The following is a 19,867-nucleotide window of genomic DNA, read 5'->3' as shown; positions in this document are numbered from 1 at the left end:
ATAATTTGTAATATTTATGATCTTTACTGAAACTAAAATAAAAGAAGCATTTATTGTTGATTTAGAGTTGCATCAAGATATTCGCGGCTTTTTTACTCGGACTTTTTGCGTTCAGGAATTTCAAAATCGTGGTTTAAAACCGACTATTGCCCAATGCAATTTATCTTTTAACTATAAAAAAGGAACGTTGCGGGGTATGCACTATCAGATGCCTCCTTCTCAAGAAACAAAATTAGTGCGTTGTATCAGGGGAGCGATTTATGATGTAATTATCGATTTGCGTCCAGATTCTCCTAGCTATTTATCTCATATTGGTATAGAGTTGACGGCTGAAAATCGCCTTGCTCTCTATATCCCAGATAGGTGCGCTCATGGGTTCCAAACACTCACTGACGAAACCGAAGTGGCTTATCAAATGGGTGACTTATATGCACCAGAATATGCTACTGGGTATCGCTACAACGATCCAGCCTTTGGCATTGAATGGCCTCTACCTGTGACTGAAATTTCGGAAAAAGATAGGGCTTGGAGTTTATTTGAATCGACCAAAATTGTAACGCCTATGACTTAGGCTTTTAAAAGGATTCTACTTATGGTTGCAGTTGATATCAAAAATTCTTTTAACCTCAAGGATATCAGTCTAGAGCTTTACCAACTAATTTCTGATTTATACCCCATTTGCCGTAGTATTACAGGTGATGGTTTTAGAGAAACTTTAAAAATTCTTCAGCAGCATCTTCCTTTGTCAGTTCATGAAGTACCGACAGGAACAAAAGTATTTGATTGGACAGTTCCTAATGAGTGGAATATTAAAGATGCCTATATTAAAAACTCTCAAGGTGAAAAGATTGTAGATTTTACTAATTCAAATTTGCACGTTGTTAACTATAGTATTCCCATACATCAAAAAATATCTCTTCAAGAACTTAAATCGCATCTATTTACACTTGCCGATTATCCTAATTGGATTCCTTACCGAACTTCATATTACAAGGAAAGTTGGGGTTTTTGCCTGACTCACAATCAGTATTTGCAACTAGAAGATGAAGAATATGAAGTATGTATTGATTCTTCTCTAAAACCAGGTTATTTGACTTATGGAGAGTATTATATTCCCGGAGACAGTACTGATGAAATCTTGATTTCTTGCCATGCCTGTCATCCTTCACTCTGTAATGATAATCTTTCGGGAATTGCGATCGCTACTTTTCTCGCTAAATATTTAAGTCAAACTACATCAAGATATTCCTATAGATTTCTTTGGATTCCCGGAACTATTGGTTCAATTACATGGTTGGCTGTCAATGAAGCTAAAGTCAATAACATTAAACATGGCTTGGTATTAACTTGTTTAGGAGATGCAGGCAACTTTACCTACAAAAAAAGCCGTAGAGGTGACACTGAAATCGATAAAGTTGCTGCTTATGTACTCAAAAACTCAAAACAAGATCACAAAATTATAGATTTCTTCCCCTATGGCTATGATGAGCGACAATATTGCTCACCTGGATTTAATTTAGCTGTAGGTTGCTTCATGCGATCGCCTCATGGTAGTTTTCCTGAATACCATACCTCAGCAGACGATTTAAATTTCGTTCAACCCCAATATCTAGCCGAGTCATTCTTTCAATGTCATTCGATGTTGCATATCCTCAACAATAACGAAATCTACTACAACAAAAATCCCAAATGTGAGCCACAGTTAGGTAAAAGAGGAATATATCGGACAGTTGGTGGGAACAAGGATAGCGGGCTAAATGAAATGGCAATCTTGTGGGTTTTAAATTTATCCGACGGTCAGCATACTCTATTAGATATTGCAGAAAGGTCGGGAATGTCATTTGATGCGATTAAATCTGCTGCCGATATATTGTCAACACATGATTTATTAACAATTAAAACCAACTAAGTTTGAAAAATATTGGAAAAATGAAATTCGTTACGGCAGAAATGTATGTAAGTCCTTGACACCGGGTAGTCTAAGAAAAAATCAAGGTTTTAAAACCCCTGGAGGTGGGTCAATACTTCTCAGTTAGGCATTTTTAATTCGGAATCGGGTTTTGGGAAAAGGTTACTGGCTTTGGGTTAAAGGTTTTTTCTTTTCCCTTTCACCTTTCCCTTTTCCCCAAAACCCGAGAAGTATTGGGAGTTGGGTTTTATGTCTGTAACCGCAAATTCTATTTGCTAGGGCTGCCAAATTTTTCTATATTATTATCCTTAACAGTTCTGTGAGAATACTTATTTTGTATGGATATATTTAATGTTATTTTTACATTCTACTTATAATTACTGCCCGAAAAGTAGCTTAACTTTATAATTTAGAATATACTTTACTTCTTCACCATTACTGGGAAAAATATCCTATTTAACTTCATGATTACTTAAAGTAAATGTCATTACTTATACCATTGTAAGAGCAGTTTAGATGATTGATATTAGAGAAGTAGTTTAAAAACATAGCTTGTCTAGTACATGAATAAAAAATGGGCTGTTAAACGACTTACAATCAATCTCACATCAGGCGAGGCACAGAAGCTTGAACAATACTGTTCAACAACGGGGAGACCAGCAACTGATGTAATTCGGGAGTTAATTCGCTCTCTTTATCCTAAAGATGAAAAAGCCTCTGAAACCTCGTGAATCAGACTGCAAAAAAATCGAACAGGATAAGTACATCTTAATTTGTCAGTGAAATATGCTGCTTAACAGTTATCAGCTAACAGTGAATCCCTATAACTAAAGTTAGGGAATTTAAAGAAGAATACTCTTTTACAAAGTTCAGAGCCGAAGAAATCTTCGCTCTGACTTTTGCTTTGGATATGGTGCAATCATCATTAGACTTCTTGGCATTTGTCGGGGTAAAGGGGAAGGTGGGGCCCCCTCTGGGGATAAGGGGCAGGGGAAAAGGGTAAAGAAACTCAAAATCCTTTCCCTTTAACCTTTTTCCTTTTCCCTAAGAGTGCAAAAATATATTTTTGCAAGAGGTCTACTCAATATATTCGCGATCGCATCAACTTGGTGCAGGTAAAACTTTAAATGTACACGCGTTTAATAGAAAAGCTGCCACTACTCGAGTTATTCAGCGTTTTGAGGGAAGCGATCGTTCAAGATAATACCGTTTTGGGCATCTTAAATACAAAGTATAAATAAAGGCTTGGCAATGACAACGACCTCTATTTGGTTGGGTCTGTGCGGTAGAATAGCGCCGTTAATAGTAATGTCACTTTGGTGCGGCTTTGCTAACGCCCAGGTAACTCCTGATGGCACCTTAAATACTACTGTCTCCCAAAGCGGTAATAACTTCACCATTATTAATGGTAGTGCCGCAAATAGTAACCTATTTCACAGTTTCCAGCAGTTTTCGGTTCCCACCAGCGGTTCGGCTACTTTTGATTTAACGAACACGCCCAACATTTCCACCATCTTCAGCCGTGTTACTGGCGGTAATATCTCTAACATTGATGGCTTGATTCAGACGATTAACGGCAACAACCCTGTTAGTATCTTCTTGATCAACCCTAGTGGGATAATCTTTGGAGCCAATGCCCAACTAAACATTGGGGGTTCGTTTATTGGTACCACTGCTAACAGTATTAAATTTGCCGATGGCGCTGAGTTTAGTGTAATTAATTCTGAATCTGCACCGTTGTTGAGTATTAATGTTCCCATTGGGTTGCAACTGGGTAACAATCCCGCACCCATCAACATTCAAGGTACAGGACATACTTTGAGGAATGTCAGTAGACTAGCTCTGCTTCCCCCGATTCAGATTCCCAGTTCTACAAAACTGCGGGTACAGCCGGGAAACACCCTAGCTTTAGTGGGTGGCGACATACATCTAAATGGGGCAAACCTGATCGCTGAAAGAGGACGAGTTGAATTGGGTAGTGTAAGCGGTACAGCATTGGTAAACCTGATACCAACCGCACAGGGCTATACACTGGGATATGGGAATGTACAAAGCTTTGGCGATATTCAATTGGCACAGCGATCGCTATTAGATATCAGCGGTGTGAATGCAGGTTCCGTTCAAATTCAGGGTAGGCACATTCAATTCACCGATGGTTCTCTGGTAATGGCGCAAAATTTTGGCAATCTCCCTGGTGGTGACATTCGCCTTCAGGCTACAGAGTCCATCGATCTGATTGCTAAAACAGCTGATGGCACAATTCAGAGCGGGGTGCGTAGTAATGCTTTGGGTATGGGAGCTAGTGGGAATATCAGCGTTATTACTCCCAACCTCACTATCAAGTCGGGAGCGGGGTTGAATAGCACAACTTTTGGAGCAGCTCCGAGTGGCAATATTTATATTGATGCAACCGCTATTGAACTGTCTGGCTTTTCAGCCACTAATCCTGCTGACGTCACCACAGCCAACACTACTACATTAGGCATTGGGAATGCTGGTGATGTTTTCGTCAATAGTAATAGTCTACTAGTATCAAGCGGTGCCTCACTATCTTCGGCTACCTTTGGCACTGGTTCTAGCGGTAAAGTGACGATTCGCAACACCAATACCACGGTAATAGGAGAAAGTCCCTCTGGACTTTACAGTAACATTAGCTCAACTACATTTGCAACCGGAAGTGCCAAAACCTTGACCCTAAATACTGCCAAATTGCAAATTCTGGATGGGGGAGCAGTTGCTACCACCTCATTTTTTGCAGGTAATGGGGGAGATTTGAGCATCAATGCTACTGAAGCGATCGTCATCAGTGGTCAAGGTCGGGCAACTAATAGTAGCATTAACGCCTCCACTATCCGACCCGATCCGTTAGTGCGGAAACGATTCGGTCTGCCAGATATATTAACGGCGAATGCTGGTACTTTGAGCATTACCACACCGAACTTAACGCTGACCGATGGCGGGACAGTCAGTGTCACCAGCCAAGGTAGTGGAAATGGTGGCAATATTAATATCAGTGCAGATACCATCCAATTAAAGAATCAAGGGTTTATTCAAGGACAAACAGAATCCGGTAATGGTGGCAATATTACATTGTCCGCCAAAAACCTGTTGCTTCTGCAAGACAATAGCTTGATAACCTCAACAGCTGGCGGATCGGGGAATGGAGGTAATATAAACATCAATGCACCCATCATTACCGGCTCCAAAAACAGCGACATTATTGCCAATGCAGTGCGAGGCAGAGGTGGCAACATCCAAATCACCACTCAAGGCATCTTTGGGCTGAAGTTCCGCAACCAACTCACTCCTGATAGTGACATTACTGCCAGTTCCCAATTTGGGGTAAGTGGCACGGTTCAAGTTAATACTATCGATATCGATCCAAATTCTGGTTTAGTCGAATTGCCTGTAAATGTCACCGATCCATCCCAGCAAATTGCTACAGGCTGCGCAGATAGTCAAGGCAGTCGCTTTGTGGCAACGGGACGCGGTGGTGTACCGCAAAATCCAACGCAGCAAGTAGCGACCCTAAGCACTTGGGACGATATGCGTGATTTATCTGCTTACCGAAAAACAGATGAGGTAACTGCGCAGATACCTGTATCCCCAATCCTCATTGAAGCTACTTCTTGGCAGCGCAATGCTGACGGCAAAATTGAATTAATTGCGACCCAATCTAAAGCAAATATACAGCCCCAGTTAACTTGTGCTGCGGTTCCCAAGAGTTAATTTGCTCAGGAATCTTGTAACTAAGTTTACCAAAATCTCAAGCAAGATAGTATATAAAAGTACAAATAGTTATGGTTATAATTACTGATGATATTCTCAATTAAACAACTTCGTTGGCTATATATTAGTCTGAGTATTTTGAGCTTGTGTTTGGCAGTGACCATTATACCTACTAGAGCGTCTCTGCCAGTACCAACAACTTCTACCCTGAATTTGTCAGCATCCACTTCCCAACCGACCAATTGGCTAGAACAGGGACGAAACCTCTACCATTCAGGACGCTTTGCAGAAGCAGTGACGATTTGGCAAACGGCAGCACAACAGTATCATATCCAAGGCGATCGCCTAAATGAAGCTCTAAGTTTAAGTTACCTATCACTGACACAACAGGAGCTTAATCAATGGCAAGCAGCCCAACAATCTATTGAGCAAAGTCTGAAACTGTTGCAAACCTCTATTCCCTCTGCTGATGCAATTCTCTGGGCACAAGCACTCAATACCCAAGCAAATTTGCAATTGCACACTGGCAAAGCCGAAACCGCCCTCGAAAGTTGGCAACAAGCTCAAAAATTTTATGAGCAAGCAGGCGATACAATGGGAAGCCTGGGTAGTCAAATCAACCAGGCACAAGCTTTACAAACTTTAGGATTTTATCGTCGTTCTAAACAACAGTTAGAAGCACTGACTCAAAAACTCCAAGGGATGCCGGATGATGAAATCAAAGTCAGCGGACTGCGATCGCTTGGTTTAACCTTGCAAATAATTGGCGATAGTAAAAGTCAACAGATTTTAGAGCAAAGTTTAGTGATCGCACAGAAAATTACAGCTAAACCCCATTTGAGTTCTATCCTTATAAGCTTGGGCCAAACTGCCGTTGACTTGCAAGATCCAGAAGCCGCATTAAATTACTTTGAACAGGCTCAACTCTTAACAACTAACCCAAGCGATCAGTTGCAAGCGCGTTTAGCTCAGTTCAAACTTTTCCTAAATTACGACAAACTGGAGTTTGTTAACCCACTCGCACCTCAACTACTCCAACAACTCCGGGAACTGCCCCCCAGTCACACTTCGCTCTACGCAGCGATCAATTTTGTTGCCACTCTCAACCACCAGTCAAATTCTGAGCAAATTCTACCTCTGAAAGATTTGGCGCAACTAATGGCAGTCACAGTCAAATCTGCACAGCAAATCCAGGATACTCAAGCCGAAGCTCATGCACTAACTCAGTGGGGAAAACTCTATCAGCGTACACAGCAGTTATCACAAGCACAGGAGTTAACTCAGAAATCCCTCAACATTGCCCGCCAACTCCAAGCTAACGATATCATTGCTCAATCTGCTTGGCAGGTGGGACAGTTGTATAAACAACAAGGCGATCGCTCAAAAGCGATTACTGCCTATACAGAAGCAGTCAACGCCTTAAAGGCACTGCGGGGAGATTTGGTGGCTATCAACCCTGATGTCCAGTTCTCTTTTCGCACCAGTGTAGAGCCTGTCTACCGAGAACTGGTTGATTTACTTCTAGAGAATCAACCTAGTCAAGGAGAACTAATAGAAGCTCGCGAATTGATTGAGGCACTCCAAATTGCGGAACTCGATAACTTTTTTCGGGAAGCCTGTTTAGATAGAACTCAACAAATCGATCGGGTTGATCCCACTGCAACGGTCATTTATCCGATTATCTTGCCAGATCGTTTAACAGTAATTCTCTCCAAAGCAGGGCAACCACTCCGTTCTTATGTCACTCACAAATCTCAAGCTGAAATTGAGCAGACTCTAGACAATTTTTTGGTTGCTCTTAACCCTGTTTCGGATTCTAAAAACCGAGATCGATTATCTCAACAAATTTATGGTTGGTTGATTCGTCCAGAGTCAGCAGAGCAAGCATTTATTGATACCAAGACATTGGTGTTTGTTTTGGATGGTCGATTGCGGAACATTCCCATAGCAGCTCTTTTTGACGGTAAGCAATATCTGATCGAGAAGTATGCCGTGGCACTCTCACCAGGATTGCAACTAATGGCGACGCGATCGCTTCATCAAAACCACATCAGTGCGATCGTCGGTGGCATTAGCCAATCTCGCGCTGGCTTTAGTGCTTTACCCGCCGTGGAATCAGAAGTGAAACAAATCTCCAAGGCGGTATCTTCTAGGGTGTTACTGAATCAGGAATTCACCAGTCAAGCCCTTGCTAAACGTGTGAAATCTAGTAGTGCAGGTATTGTCCACCTAGCAACCCACGGACAGTTTAGTTCCCGTCTCGAAGACACCTTCTTGCTCACTTGGGATGGACAAGTCAATGTTAAAGAATTATCTGAACTCCTGAAAAATCGCGGTAGCGATCCATCAAAAGCCATCGAGTTGCTGGTACTAAGTGCCTGCGATACTGCCGCAGGCGATGATCGCGCCGTCCTGGGACTGGCGGGGTTGGCTGTCAAATCCGGCGCTCGCTCAACTATCGCCACCCTATGGCCCGTCAAAGATCGGGCAGCCGCGATGCTCATGTCTCGCTTCTATGACCAACTGCGACAACCCAAAATCACTAAAGCCGAAGCACTAAGACAAGCACAAATTAGCCTAATTCGCCAAACTGATTTTCACGAACCGTTCTTTTGGTCTGGCTTTGTTTTGATCGGCAACTGGATTTAACTAAGTAATACAACGTAGTGCATTACAAATAACTTAGGCTATTTTTTACATTGTTTGCTCTCAAGCTCGCCTATACTGCTAGTAGAAGTTCCCTGACTTTAGTGTTACTTAGACTTATTCTCTAAGCTTTTGACTATAGTCGAAAGTAACGTATTTTGTTTGTATCACATTTCAATGACATAAGGAAAAAGATCATGAAACGTCGATATTTAGCTAGTACATTGAGCGTCATCGCTCTGATCGCTAGCAGTACATGGACTACTGCCCATGCTGTTACATTTACCCCACCCCCCAACAGTAGCTCTCCTAGACAATCAACTGGGGGAGCTTCTCGCGGTAGTATGTTTACCCCTGCTGTCGGTAAAGGTGCGCCCAGACAGGCAACTGGAGGAGCTTCTCGCGGTAGTATGTTTACCCCTGCTGTCGGTAAAGGTGCGCCCAGACAGGCAACTGGAGGAGCTTCTCGTGGCAACCTCTTTACACCTGCCTCTGGCAAAGGTGCGCCCAGACAAGCAACTGGAGGAGCTTCTCGTGGCAACCTCTTTACACCTGCACCTGGCAAAGGCGCTCCCCAACAAGCAAGTGCGGGAGCTTCTCGCGTTGGTACTTACTACTTGAATCCATCGACTACAAGTACAACGCAACCAGCAGCGCTAATCGCCCTCTTGCCTCAAAATTTCTATGGCACAACAGTATCTGAACGTCCCACAATATTAGTGTATCTCCCAGCTTCCAATGCCGAGGAAGCAGTGTTCAGCCTCAAAGATGAAGCTGGCAATATGCAACATCAGATGAACATTTCAGTTGCAGGGAAAACTGGGGTAATCGCAATCGAATTACCAGCTAATGCACCCGCTTTAGCCGTTGGTAAAAACTATCAATGGTTCCTAGCACTGAAAGTAGATGGTCAACTCAGCCCGAGTACGCCTTACGTCGATGGTTGGATTCAGCGTATTCAGCCCAGCGCAGAGTTGGCAACAGCAATCCAAGAGCAAGATGCTTTGAAGCGGGCTACTATTTTGGGTAAAAACGGTGTTTGGTATGACTGTGTGGCAACACTTGCATCGGTATATACCGCTCAACCTAACAATGCAACTCTCCGCAAACAATGGGAAGAACTTCTATCCTCAGTGAGTTTAAAGGAGATTGTAACAGCGAACTTATTAGCATCTACTAACTAATACCAGTTTGGGCATTGGGTATGGGAAGAGCCAAGCTAAACAAGGGAGAGGGGAGAGACAAAGAAGAAACTTGTTCAATAATATCCCCTTATCCCCTTTGTTCCCTCTTCTTACTTCCACCCAGTCCCCATTACCTCTTATCCCCAGAGGAAACCCTACCTTCCCCAATCCCCATTGCATGACACAAATATGTGGCGCAGATTCCAGGCTTTTATTCAACGCACTCGCAGCGTTTTGATTATTACTCCTAGCGTTGCCTTAACTGTTATGGTTGGGCAATCTTTGGGACTTTTCAATTTACCGGAATGGAAAATTCGCGACGAATGGGTTCGTCAGCGATCTTCAGAGGCGATCGCAGATGAGATTGTGATTGTTACAATCGAGGAGCGCGATATCCAATCGGTGCGTAAATGGCCAGTTCCAGACTGGGCGCTGGCACGATTACTAGAAAAAATCCGGGCGCAGCAGCCGAGAGCCATTGGCTTGGATCTCTATCGAGATTTACCGGAAGGAAGCGGACACGAGCAACTTGTTCAAGTCTTTCGCAACACTCCCAATTTAATCGGAGTTGAGAAAATTACTGGCGAACGTGTCAATCCCCCACCGGAATTGAAAAAACAGGATCGGGTAGGATTAGCAGATTTAGTCTTGGATGGCGATCGCTTTGTACGTCGCGCCCTCTTGACAGCTGAAGACGCCAAAGAGAAAAACACCATTAAAGCCGGACTAGCAACCCTTGTAGCCCTAAAGTACCTCGAAGCTGAAAAAATTAGCTTAGAAAGCATTGACCCCCAACAACAAAAGTTTCAGTTGGGTAAAGAAATTTACTTACCACTGCAAAATCAAGAAGCAGGTTATACCGATGCCGATTTAGGAGGTTATCAAATTCTGCTCAATTGGCATGGAACAGATGCCGCATTTCGGACAGTTGCGATGCGCGATGTGTTAGCAGGGAAAATTCCGGTAGATTTGATGCGCGATCGCATGGTATTTATTGGGTCAATCGCCTCCAGTACCAATGATTTCTTCAGCACACCCTTCTCTTCCTGGATCTCTGCTCAAAAACCGACTCCAGGTGTGGTTGTTCATGCCAATATTGCTCATCAACTAGTACGAGGAGCAAAAACAGGAAATGCCAGTCTGCACGGTGTTTCTGGCATTTCTTTATCACTCTGGATTGTTTTGTCGTCTGTCATTGGTTCTACAGGCAGTTGGTTGTTATCCAGTAGCAAGCTGCGGATACCAGGCGGCAAAATTCTTTGGGCAACTGTAGGCATCAGTGGAGCCTATATATGGGGTGGCTATGGGATGTTTTTGTATGGTGTTTTAATTCCGGTAACACCCACCTTAACCGCGTTTATCGGTAGTGTGATTGCAACAACTAATGCCTATAAACAGCGCAAGTTAGAAGAAACAAATCGCCAACTGGAAATTGCCAACAGCCAACTATTGGATTATTCCAAAACCCTAGAGACAAAAGTCGAAGAACGAACTCATGAATTAATGGAGGCAAAGCAAGCTGCCGATGCTGCCAATCAGGCCAAGAGTGAGTTTCTCGCCAACATGAGCCACGAACTACGTACACCTCTCAATGGCATCCTTGGTTTTGCCCAGGTACTAGAAGGATCGCCAAATATGACAGCTAAAAACCTAGAAGGAGTCAGCATTATCTACCAATGCGGCTCGCATCTTTTGATGCTGATTAATGACATTCTCGATCTCTCGAAGATAGAAGCAAGGAAATTGGATTTGGTTGTCACTAGCGTGCATCTGCCCAGTTTCTTACATGGTGTGACTGAGATTTGTGGTATCCGGGCTGAACAGAAAGGGATTAAATTTAATATCTTAATTAGCGATCGCCTACCACTGGCCATTGAAGTTGATGAAAAACGGCTGCGGCAAGTGTTAATTAACTTACTGGGCAACGCGATCAAATTTACAGACAACGGTAGTGTAACGTTCAAAGTGGAAGTCATTAGTCAAGAGTCTAAAACGACCAATAACAATGGACAAATGACACATCAAAAGATTCGTTTTCAGATTGAAGATACGGGTATTGGGATGTCACCAGACCAACTGGAGAAAATCTTTTTGCCCTTTGAGCAAGTGGGTGAAGCAGGGCAACGATCTGAAGGTACTGGCTTGGGATTGGCGATTAGCCAAAAAATTGCGGCATTGATGGGGAGCCAAATTCAGGTGCAGAGTCACTTGGGTGAAGGAAGTCTGTTTTGGCTGGATTTGACAGTATCAGTACCACTCGATGTCTACGACGGGCTACGCCTACATGACTGGCGTGGAGGAGAGATGTCTACGACGGATTACACTCTAACTCCCCAGAAAATTATCGGGATTCAGGGTGGTGCGCCTCAAATTCTGATTGTCGATGACGATCGCAACCACTGTTCTATGTTAACTAGTCTGCTGCAAGAAATTGGCTGTCGAACCCTAGAAGCGACCGATGGCAAACATGGGCTACAAGTAGCAATTGAACACAATCCAGATGTGATTCTACTCGATTTAGCCATGCCCAATATGGATGGTTTTGAGCTAATGGTTCACCTGCAAGCGAATCCCCAAACCTGTTCTATTCCGATTATTGTCTCTAGTGCCAGCGTTTTTGAGGCAAATCGTCAGCGGAGTTTAGAGGCAGGGGCAACAGCATTCCTACCCAAACCTCTCCAGATTGAGGAACTACTTAATAGATTGCGATCGCTATTAGGAGTGGAGTGGATATATGCTGAATCTTCGCCTCCCAAAGATGAGCAGATAACTAGTAGTGAATGGGTTCTACCATCTCAAGATGTTTTGCAACAACTCTATCATCTGGCAATGATGGGAGATATCTCGGCAATTGAGGGAATGTTAAGAGAACTCATTGAGGAAAACAGTCAACTAGCTCCCTTCGCAGCAGAGTTAAGCAAACTCACTGCCAATTTCCAAACCGGAAAAATCCGTAAGTTCCTCAAATCATTTGTCACAACGGAGTTACATCCATGATTGCTGTTCCGATCTCGAAACCCATACATATTCTATTAGTGGATGACAATCCAAACAATCTCAAGGTGCTATCGGAAGCGATTCAGAGATGCGGCTGGAAAGCCCTGATGGCAACAGATGGAGAGTCAGCGATCGAACAAACAGAATATGCTCATCCCGATCTGATTCTTTTGGATGTAATGATGGCAGGTATTGATGGATTTGAAACTTGTCGCAGACTGAAAACCAATCCGATCACCCAGAATATTCCGGTGATTTTCATGACTGCCCTATCCGATTCTACAGACAAGGTGGCCGGATTGGAAATAGGTGCAGTTGACTACATTACCAAACCCTTCCAACACGAAGAAGTCATTGCCCGGTTAAAGTTACACCTCAAAATTTCTCATCTCACTCGCACACTAGAAGAACGCGTGCAAGAACGCACCGCAGAATTAACTCAATCTCTACAGGAGTTACAGCAAACCCAACTACAAATGATCCAGAGTGAAAAAATGTCCACTTTAGGGCAGATGGTTGCAGGTATTGGTCATGAGATTAATAACCCGGTTGGTTTTGTTGGCGGAAATTTATCTTATATTGAGGAATATGTAAATAATCTACTTCGCCTGGTCAGACTGCAACAGCAGAAACTACCGCAGCCAGACTCGGAAATTCAAGAGCTTGTTGAAGAAATCGACTTGGAGTATCTGACAGAGGATCTACCGAAACTACTGGCATCAATGCACCAAGGAATTACTCGTCTGAAAGATATTAGTCTATCTCTGAGAACTTTTACTCGCGCAGATATTTCATCTCAGGTGGAGTTTCAGATTCACGAAGGAATCGATAGCACCTTAATGCTGTTGAAACATCGACTCAAAGGCAATGGCGATCGCACTAAAATCCAGGTTGTCACACAATACGGTGAGTTACCTCCAATCAATTGCTATCCCGGACAACTGAACCAGGTGTTCATGAATATCATCGCCAATGCCATTGATGCATTTGATGAACTCCATCAAAACAATTGCGATCGAGATATTGTTGCTTGCTTGAACATCATCACCATTACCACATCGGTCGATACCCAACAAAAAACCGTCACAATTTGCATCCAAGATAACGGCCCCGGTATGCTTACTGAGGTGCAATCTCGAATTTTTGAGCAATCTTTCACAACCAAGGCTGTGGGTAAGGGAACCGGCCTGGGATTAGCGATCAGCTACCAAATTATTGTTGACAAACACAACGGACAAATCAAATGCTTGTCAATACCTGGTGAGGGGACAAAATTTATTATTACTCTGCCGATGTAGCTGAATATACATAATTTTATCAGAGATTCCGCAATTCAACATAACCCAATACAGTTCATATAAGCCCAAAACAGTTGTAGATACTGCGATTTATCGCATCTAAAAAAACCAAAATTTTTGCCAGTAGCCCTTAATTGAACCGTATTACCAAATAATCAATAAAATCCAATACAGTTAATTGTAGGTTGGGTTAAGCAAAGCGCAACCCAACAAGGTTATTTCAGAGCGCAGAACCGCCAAACGCAGTTTTGTAAGCATCAGCAGTTTCTATGCCAAAACCTCCAGCTTCGACATGACGAACTAGCGATTGAATAATGGGTGTAGCAATACTAATACCAAATAAAGCATTGAAGCCTGCAACAACAACTGGTGCTGACAAAATAACCGTAAATTCTGGAAATAAAGCTAACACAGCCACCAAGACCAAAAAAACAATTGGTGTCGCAATACCTGCTGCCTTTGCTGCTTCAAAAATTAGATTTTTATACTCTTCAACAGTAATGTCACCTCGATAAAGATCCAAAGAGTAAGAAATCGCCGTAACTACAACCTGAGTGAGAATAGCTGTTCCCGTTGCAGTAATCCCAAGTTTGGCGATCGTCCCAGAATTGCTGACAATAGAATCTACCGCATTATAAACTCGAATATAAAACTGTTCGCCAACGGTCATTACTTTGGCTCCTCGGCGGAGATTATCAACACCTACTTCCCAAAGAATATTATCAGCAGCATTCGATCCACCTTGGGAACGTGGATTGATGTGGCTACCATGCTTATCTCTAAGAAATTGACGAATTGTATATTCTTTACCTCCAAGCTTTGATGTACCAGGAATTTTCTCAAAAAGCTTCATGACATCTGCATCAGAGCGAGGTAAGTCTCCTACCCGAACACCAGCACGATATCTCAGCCTATTTGCAATCTTGGGCATCTCTTGGGCTAATTCGGCAGCTGTCTTTGGTAAATTTTGTAAAGCATCAGCCATAACCATACTAGATGCAGCAACTCCAACAGCAGTTTGTTGAAATGTTTGACTAACATTTTGAACAGTTTGAAAACCTGATTGTGTTGCGATGGTTGACAAACTTTGTAAATCATTAACTGCATGGACACTTGAAGTAGTCATCTCGCTAGTAGCATTCTTAATTCCATCAACTACCTCATTCATTCCATTTACTACATTGTTGGCTGCTTCTTGAGCTTTATCTCTAACCGTATCTGCCAACTTTTGCGCTTCGTTGATAAAATCCATGTTTTCTGCTGTGGAGTATTTGCTCCAGTTTCTCTTTCTCAAACTAAGAAGCACCTCAGCATTAATGACGAATTTACTTCCAAAATTTTTAAAGATATAGTAATTATTTTATATTGTTTCTATATGTTACTTCCAAAAACTTTACTGTCTGACTATCGACAGCAAATGACGATATGCAGTCCAAGCCAGAAAATTGCCAATCGACTATCAGTAATGGTCATACCAATTACTACAAAACAATCTCATGGTTTGAGGTTTAGCGATTTAATAAAAGATGCCCCATTTGTTTTTAGTTCTTCAGATGATGGAGTTATTATTACAGCCTCAACAGCATAATTCTTTTTCATACACAGCAGACTTCTCTGATATAATAATTTATTATTGATATTTAATCCTTTTTTCTTAATTTCTTCTTGCAAGGCAGTACTGGGTTTGCCCATTAAAGTAAAGTCTTGACAGTTATATCCACTTTGATTAACGGAAGACTGAGATATTTGTTTACCCTGAATAAAATTTGTTTGATTTGCAGTTTTAATTAGAAGCTGTAAAACTTTTGGAATTCTCTGCGGGGCTATTTCTTTAGGAAGAGTTGAATGGGTTACTGAATATATAGATTCACTCTTAATAGTTGCCCAATTCCGGTTATTAATCCCTTTTGTTGGATAACTAACTTCTTCTAAAATAGTCCCTGGCATTAAGATACTAAAATTTCCTTCTTTGGATGTTAAAAGTTTTTCTTGGGATGATGCAGGTGTGCAAGCCGATAAAACAAATATCCCGAAACAATTAATTATCCAAAAACGTTTAAGAATGTTGATAAGTAAATCCATAAGTGTTACTGATTAATAATTTTCATTTAGAATGTCAAGTTATTCTTTCAACTCATGCACACGCTGTTGTAATTTCTAGCGTTTGGCTGACGAATTACAACCAATATCTTCAACACAGGGTCTTGTTTTAAGTTTTCCCATAAAAGTGGTTTTTCTAACACAAAAGCTGCAAAATCAAATCTTGACTCAATATTTCCCAATAACACGGCACTCATCATTTCAATAACCCACATCAGCAAGACTTTCGATAATTTTGAGAAAATTGATTGTCGCTGCGATGGACTACGCCCCGCCTTCTTGCGATGTCTAAGACGGGCTGCACCTACGCGTCCTTGCTTTATCCCCAGCTTTCCTTAATACGAAGGAATTTGTCACTTACGCCGCTAAAAATAGTGACTCGCAAAATCCGATTAAATTGAGCTTTAAAACTCGGAACTTGAGCTTTAGAACTTGAAATGTCAAATTCTATACTCAAACTCCGAGTTTCTAAGCTCTAACTTTCAACCTCTTAAGCAAAATTGCCGATAGATTTTTTGCACTATTGATGCTTACGGCTGCACTTTTCCAGATTTACAGATGAAATTGCGCCTTCATCAACTTTTAGTTTCTATCTTTGAAAGAGTTTAGCCATTCTTGAACTTGCTCTCTTGCAATATCGCGCCCTCCAAGACCAAAAGCTAGGGCAATAGCAACTGCGATCGCACCTAGTAAAAGTCCAAAGGCTAAATTCACAATATCACTGGCAACTCCAATCTGTTGCAGTGCCATTGCAGAAACTAAGGCAATAATTGCAATTCGCGCCACTTGTCCCAAAATCTGGGCTTGGCGATCGCCGGAACTGGTAATGATGTTAAAAGCCAGATTTGCCAGGAATAAGCCAATGGCAAAGATTACCAATCCTGCCAAAATCCGCCCGAATATAATCACAATACCAGACACTAATGCTGTCAGGGCTGGAATATTCAAGATATTCACCGCCGCCACTGTGGCAAACAGCATGATCCCCACTAAGGCAACAATGCCTACAATTTCCGATGGAGTACGGGTTGTAATCGGCTCAACTGTTGGTTCTGTGGAAATGACGATTCGTCTGCTGGGTGTTGTCAGACCCAAAATAGTGAAAATGTTATTAAACCCTAAATTGGTGAGGATACTTGTAACCAAGTCCGCGATAAACCGTCCGATGAAATAGGCAACAATCAAAATTGCCACGGCTGTAAAGATGGCAGGTAAGGCGTTGAGAACCTGTTGCAGCATAGCGATCGCCGGGACAGATATCGCATCAATTCGCAAAGCATTCAGCGCTGCGATCGCCACAGGAATCAAAATCAAAACATAAACAATTGTGCCGATAATACTCGATAGAGGTTGTACCCCTGCACTTGTAGATAATCCCAACCGACTACTTAAATGGTCAAGACCAGTTGTCGCCAGCAAGTTCGTGACAATCCGCCGTACTACATTAGCGATGAACCAGCCAACTACAGCAATCAAGATCGCCGCTAAAATGTTCGGCAGAATTAGCAGAACTTGTGTAATTAGAGCTTGTACTGGTTGTAAAGCCTGTCTGAGTCCGAGAGTATCTAAAATTGGGGCAAGAAACAGTAAAAATATAAACCAATACAGAGCATTGCCAATCGTCTCACTCAGAGACAGCTGATTGAGGCTGGGTGTGCTGTTTTCTGGCTCTGGATTCAAACGTTCATCCAGGTTAAATGCCTGTAATGAGCGCACAGTGATAATCTTCACAATAGTCGCCAAAAACCAGGCGGCTCCCAAAAGGATTCCTGCACCAACTAACTTTGGCAAAAAGCCAATCAGTTGATCAAGAAAATTATTAAGGGGTCGAGAAGCAATTTCCAAATCTAATGTCTGTAAAACAGCTACCGCAGTCAACAGGAGAATGCTCCAAAAGACTAAGCTGGAGATGAATTTCTCGACTTGGGGAACATCTTGACGACCCGTTATCCCTGCGGCAATGCGGTTATCTATGTTTGTGCGTTTGAGAATTCCTTGCGTCACTGCTGCTGCGATCGCTGCAATGAGCCAACCTACTAATAAAATTGCTACCGCCCCTAAAAGACGAGGCGTAAACAGAATCAACTGTTGTACAATACCTTGCACATCAGCGATTCCTTGATTCACTGCTGGTTGTATTGGTTGCAAGCTGGGCGATGATTGTGCCAAAAATTGTTGTACCCTCGTGGATAAACCAACTCCATAGGCGTAGCTCGTCGTAGTCATCACCTGGGTTATTTCTTGCCAAGTTGTGTTCATGGTTTTCGGGAATTATGCTTAAGTATTCGCCGCAAACACTAAGTCAGTGTTTTGCCTATCAATTTACCAGTAAAAACATACATATTTACTCATATTTGATTTAATATACGGGGATTGGGCAAAACAGTGTTGAGTAATGAGTAATGAGTGCTGAGTTAGGAGTTAGGAGTTTTGTTTATCTCCTTGTCCCCTTGTCCCCTTGTCTCCCCTGCCCCTCTGCTCCCTTGCTCCTCTGCTCCTCATCTCCCACTTTGCTGAATTTTGCGTTACTCTAATTGCAGCAACAGCACTAAAGATGTGGAATGTCCCAAGTTTTGGAACAATCGATTCAAATTAATGCTACAGCTACGGTGGTGGAGCGCTGTATTAGCGATTTAGCTCTCATGCACCGTTGGCTCAACCCCGTTCTCCGTTGCGAACCTGTGGGCGAAGCTTGGAGTACCGATGTCGGCAGTAAAAGTCGTTTTATTATTCAAATTCCTCTACTGAAACCCACCCTGAATAGCGTAGTTGTAGAACGACAACCGGGTTTGGTAGTTTGGGAATTTAAGGGATTTTTTCAAGGGCGCGATCGCTGGGAATGTCAACCCACGAAAAAGGGAACGCTTTTACTCAATCGCTTTGAGTACGATATCCCTAACCCCTTAGTTAGTTGGGGCTTCAACACTTTTGCTGCATCGTGGACAAAAGAAGATATGCAAGCCCAACTGCGCCGCCTCAAACGAGTCGCAGAAGAACAACAATAATTGGGCATTGGGCATTGGCACAAGAAATAGAGGAGCAGAAGGGCAGAGGCGAAAAACTTACTGCAACTTCTCCTCTGCTCCCCTGCTCCCCTGCCTCTTCCCCTACTTGTCTTTACCCAATTCGGTCAGTAGCCGCCGAATCACAGATGCATCCTCGGCATTAGGAACTTTTGCTAAATAGTTTTGTAAGTCGTCTACGGCTTGGGGGTAGTAACCGAGTTGATAGTAGAGCAGGCCGCGATCGCGCAATTCTAAAGTTAAACCAGGAAACAGCAACAAAATTCGTTCAACAGCTGCCAGCGTTTTTTCTAACTCTTGCTGTTTAAGGTAAATAAATTTTAAATTTGTCAACATCCGGGCCAAAAATTGCCGATTACTGACTACAGCTAAAAATTCTGATTGTAGCGTCACAGGTTGCTGATAAAGTTGAGACAGGCGGTCTTCACAATCTTGGGCAAATATTATTTCACCGCCATTAAAAGCATCCACAAAAATCTCTATATCGGGAATATCTGGACGGATCAAGAAATGTCCTGGCATTCCTATACCCACCATCGGAAAATCAATCCGTTGAGCAACTTCCAGGTAAACCAGCGCTAAGGTAATGGGAATCCCCAATCGACGATCGATTACATCATTGAAAAAGCTGTTGCGCGGGTCGTAATAGTCAATTTTATTACCAGAAAATTTTAAGTCTTCGTAGAGATACTGATTAATACTTTGAACTATCCGCAAAGGATAGCGTGAATCAGGCAGACGTTCTTGAAGCTCCCATGCCATTGTATCAAGGGCGTTGAGATATTCCTCTGGGTCTAGCTTGGGATATTCTTCTTGTGCAATGTACAAAGCTGCCTTTGCTAAGTCAATTTGCTCGTCAGACTGCTGAATCTCCTGGTAAAAATATTGTCGTGCTGACGAGAAATTCATAAGCTGTTGCTCGGTGTAAGTGTGAGGATGAAGCCGCAGGTATGCCCAACTCAGGCATCACGCCTTGGCTAA

The 19,867-nt window shown here is 42.6% G+C and carries 14 protein-coding genes; 9 read left to right on the top strand and 5 right to left on the bottom strand.

The window, feature by feature from the left end; genetic code table 11:
- Positions 1-16 precede the first annotated feature (16 nt).
- From rfbC to RMY16_RS03985, 8 genes are all read left to right on the top strand, one after another.
- Positions 17-571 (top strand): dTDP-4-dehydrorhamnose 3,5-epimerase, encoded by a 555-nt coding sequence (gene rfbC / locus RMY16_RS04020; RefSeq protein ID WP_322735277.1) that lies wholly within the window; start codon positions 17-19, stop codon positions 569-571.
- Positions 572-592: 21 nt separating this feature from the next.
- Entirely contained in the window at positions 593-1,909 is a 1,317-nt protein-coding gene (locus RMY16_RS04015) for a DUF4910 domain-containing protein (RefSeq protein WP_322735276.1), read from the top strand.
- Positions 1,910-2,472: 563 nt separating this feature from the next.
- Complete coding sequence (locus RMY16_RS04010; protein WP_094348841.1) at positions 2,473-2,640, top strand: CopG family transcriptional regulator; 168 nt, start codon at positions 2,473-2,475, stop codon at positions 2,638-2,640.
- 520 nt (positions 2,641-3,160) lie between these two features.
- Positions 3,161-5,638 (top strand): S-layer family protein, encoded by a 2,478-nt coding sequence (locus tag RMY16_RS04005; protein WP_322735275.1) that lies wholly within the window; start codon positions 3,161-3,163, stop codon positions 5,636-5,638.
- 87 nt (positions 5,639-5,725) lie between these two features.
- Entirely contained in the window at positions 5,726-8,287 is a 2,562-nt protein-coding gene (locus tag RMY16_RS04000) for a CHAT domain-containing protein (RefSeq protein ID WP_322735274.1), read from the top strand.
- Positions 8,288-8,481: 194 nt separating this feature from the next.
- Positions 8,482-9,468, top strand: a complete 987-nt coding sequence (locus RMY16_RS03995; RefSeq protein ID WP_322735273.1) for a DUF928 domain-containing protein — start codon at positions 8,482-8,484, stop codon at positions 9,466-9,468.
- Between the two features lie 189 nt (positions 9,469-9,657).
- The gene (locus tag RMY16_RS03990) at positions 9,658-12,465 is read left to right on the top strand and encodes a CHASE2 domain-containing protein (protein ID WP_322735272.1); all 2,808 of its coding nucleotides are present in this window, start codon (positions 9,658-9,660) and stop codon (positions 12,463-12,465) included.
- Positions 12,462-13,763, top strand: coding sequence for a response regulator (locus RMY16_RS03985; RefSeq protein ID WP_322735271.1), 1,302 nt, complete (start codon positions 12,462-12,464; stop codon positions 13,761-13,763). Before RMY16_RS03990 ends, RMY16_RS03985 begins: the two co-directional genes overlap by 4 nt.
- A gap of 220 nt (positions 13,764-13,983) precedes the next feature.
- Here the strand turns inward: RMY16_RS03985 and RMY16_RS03980 are convergent, their stop codons facing one another.
- The 4 genes from RMY16_RS03980 to RMY16_RS03965 form a co-directional block, all read right to left on the bottom strand.
- The gene (locus RMY16_RS03980; RefSeq protein WP_322735270.1) at positions 13,984-15,015 is read right to left on the bottom strand and encodes an HNH endonuclease; all 1,032 of its coding nucleotides are present in this window, start codon (positions 15,013-15,015) and stop codon (positions 13,984-13,986) included.
- Between the two features lie 242 nt (positions 15,016-15,257).
- The gene (locus tag RMY16_RS03975; RefSeq protein WP_322735269.1) at positions 15,258-15,845 is read right to left on the bottom strand and encodes a hypothetical protein; all 588 of its coding nucleotides are present in this window, start codon (positions 15,843-15,845) and stop codon (positions 15,258-15,260) included.
- Positions 15,846-15,892: 47 nt separating this feature from the next.
- On the bottom strand, positions 15,893-16,078 hold the full coding sequence (locus tag RMY16_RS03970; RefSeq protein ID WP_322735268.1) for a hypothetical protein: 186 nt from the start codon (positions 16,076-16,078) through the stop codon (positions 15,893-15,895).
- A 367-nt stretch (positions 16,079-16,445) separates the two neighbouring features.
- Positions 16,446-18,122, bottom strand: coding sequence for a mechanosensitive ion channel (locus RMY16_RS03965; RefSeq protein WP_322735267.1), 1,677 nt, complete (start codon positions 18,120-18,122; stop codon positions 16,446-16,448).
- A 302-nt stretch (positions 18,123-18,424) separates the two neighbouring features.
- Between RMY16_RS03965 and RMY16_RS03960 the strand changes: the two genes are divergently transcribed.
- Complete coding sequence (locus RMY16_RS03960) at positions 18,425-18,868, top strand: SRPBCC family protein (RefSeq protein WP_322666976.1); 444 nt, start codon at positions 18,425-18,427, stop codon at positions 18,866-18,868.
- A gap of 102 nt (positions 18,869-18,970) precedes the next feature.
- On the opposite strand, the gene RMY16_RS03955 is transcribed toward RMY16_RS03960, so the two are convergent.
- On the bottom strand, positions 18,971-19,795 hold the full coding sequence (locus tag RMY16_RS03955; RefSeq protein WP_322735266.1) for a SirB1 family protein: 825 nt from the start codon (positions 19,793-19,795) through the stop codon (positions 18,971-18,973).
- Positions 19,796-19,867: the final 72 nt, after the last annotated feature.

It is taken from the genome of Nostoc sp. DedQUE12b, assembly GCF_034530835.1.
Taxonomy (GTDB): Bacteria; Cyanobacteriota; Cyanobacteriia; order Cyanobacteriales; family Nostocaceae; genus Nostoc.
Note: the sequence above shows the minus strand (reverse complement) of the source record. Positions and strands in the feature narration are given on the sequence as shown.

Bases quoted from the DNA above. Each gene is read 5' to 3' on its own strand.
- RMY16_RS03955 (WP_322735266.1), bottom strand. From the start codon at position 19,795: ATGAATTTCTCGTCAGCACGACAATATTTTTACCAGGAGATTCAGCAG.
- rfbC (WP_322735277.1), top strand. From the start codon at position 17: ATGATCTTTACTGAAACTAAAATAAAAGAAGCATTTATTGTTGATTTA.
- RMY16_RS04015 (WP_322735276.1), top strand. From the start codon at position 593: ATGGTTGCAGTTGATATCAAAAATTCTTTTAACCTCAAGGATATCAGT.
- RMY16_RS04010 (WP_094348841.1), top strand. From the start codon at position 2,473: ATGAATAAAAAATGGGCTGTTAAACGACTTACAATCAATCTCACATCA.
- RMY16_RS03960 (WP_322666976.1), top strand. From the start codon at position 18,425: ATGTCCCAAGTTTTGGAACAATCGATTCAAATTAATGCTACAGCTACG.
- RMY16_RS03970 (WP_322735268.1), bottom strand. From the start codon at position 16,078: ATGTGGGTTATTGAAATGATGAGTGCCGTGTTATTGGGAAATATTGAG.
- RMY16_RS03985 (WP_322735271.1), top strand. From the start codon at position 12,462: ATGATTGCTGTTCCGATCTCGAAACCCATACATATTCTATTAGTGGAT.
- RMY16_RS03990 (WP_322735272.1), top strand. From the start codon at position 9,658: ATGTGGCGCAGATTCCAGGCTTTTATTCAACGCACTCGCAGCGTTTTG.
- RMY16_RS03975 (WP_322735269.1), bottom strand. From the start codon at position 15,845: ATGGATTTACTTATCAACATTCTTAAACGTTTTTGGATAATTAATTGT.
- RMY16_RS04000 (WP_322735274.1), top strand. From the start codon at position 5,726: ATGATATTCTCAATTAAACAACTTCGTTGGCTATATATTAGTCTGAGT.
- RMY16_RS03980 (WP_322735270.1), bottom strand. From the start codon at position 15,015: ATGGATTTTATCAACGAAGCGCAAAAGTTGGCAGATACGGTTAGAGAT.
- RMY16_RS04005 (WP_322735275.1), top strand. From the start codon at position 3,161: ATGACAACGACCTCTATTTGGTTGGGTCTGTGCGGTAGAATAGCGCCG.
- RMY16_RS03995 (WP_322735273.1), top strand. From the start codon at position 8,482: ATGAAACGTCGATATTTAGCTAGTACATTGAGCGTCATCGCTCTGATC.
- RMY16_RS03965 (WP_322735267.1), bottom strand. From the start codon at position 18,122: ATGAACACAACTTGGCAAGAAATAACCCAGGTGATGACTACGACGAGC.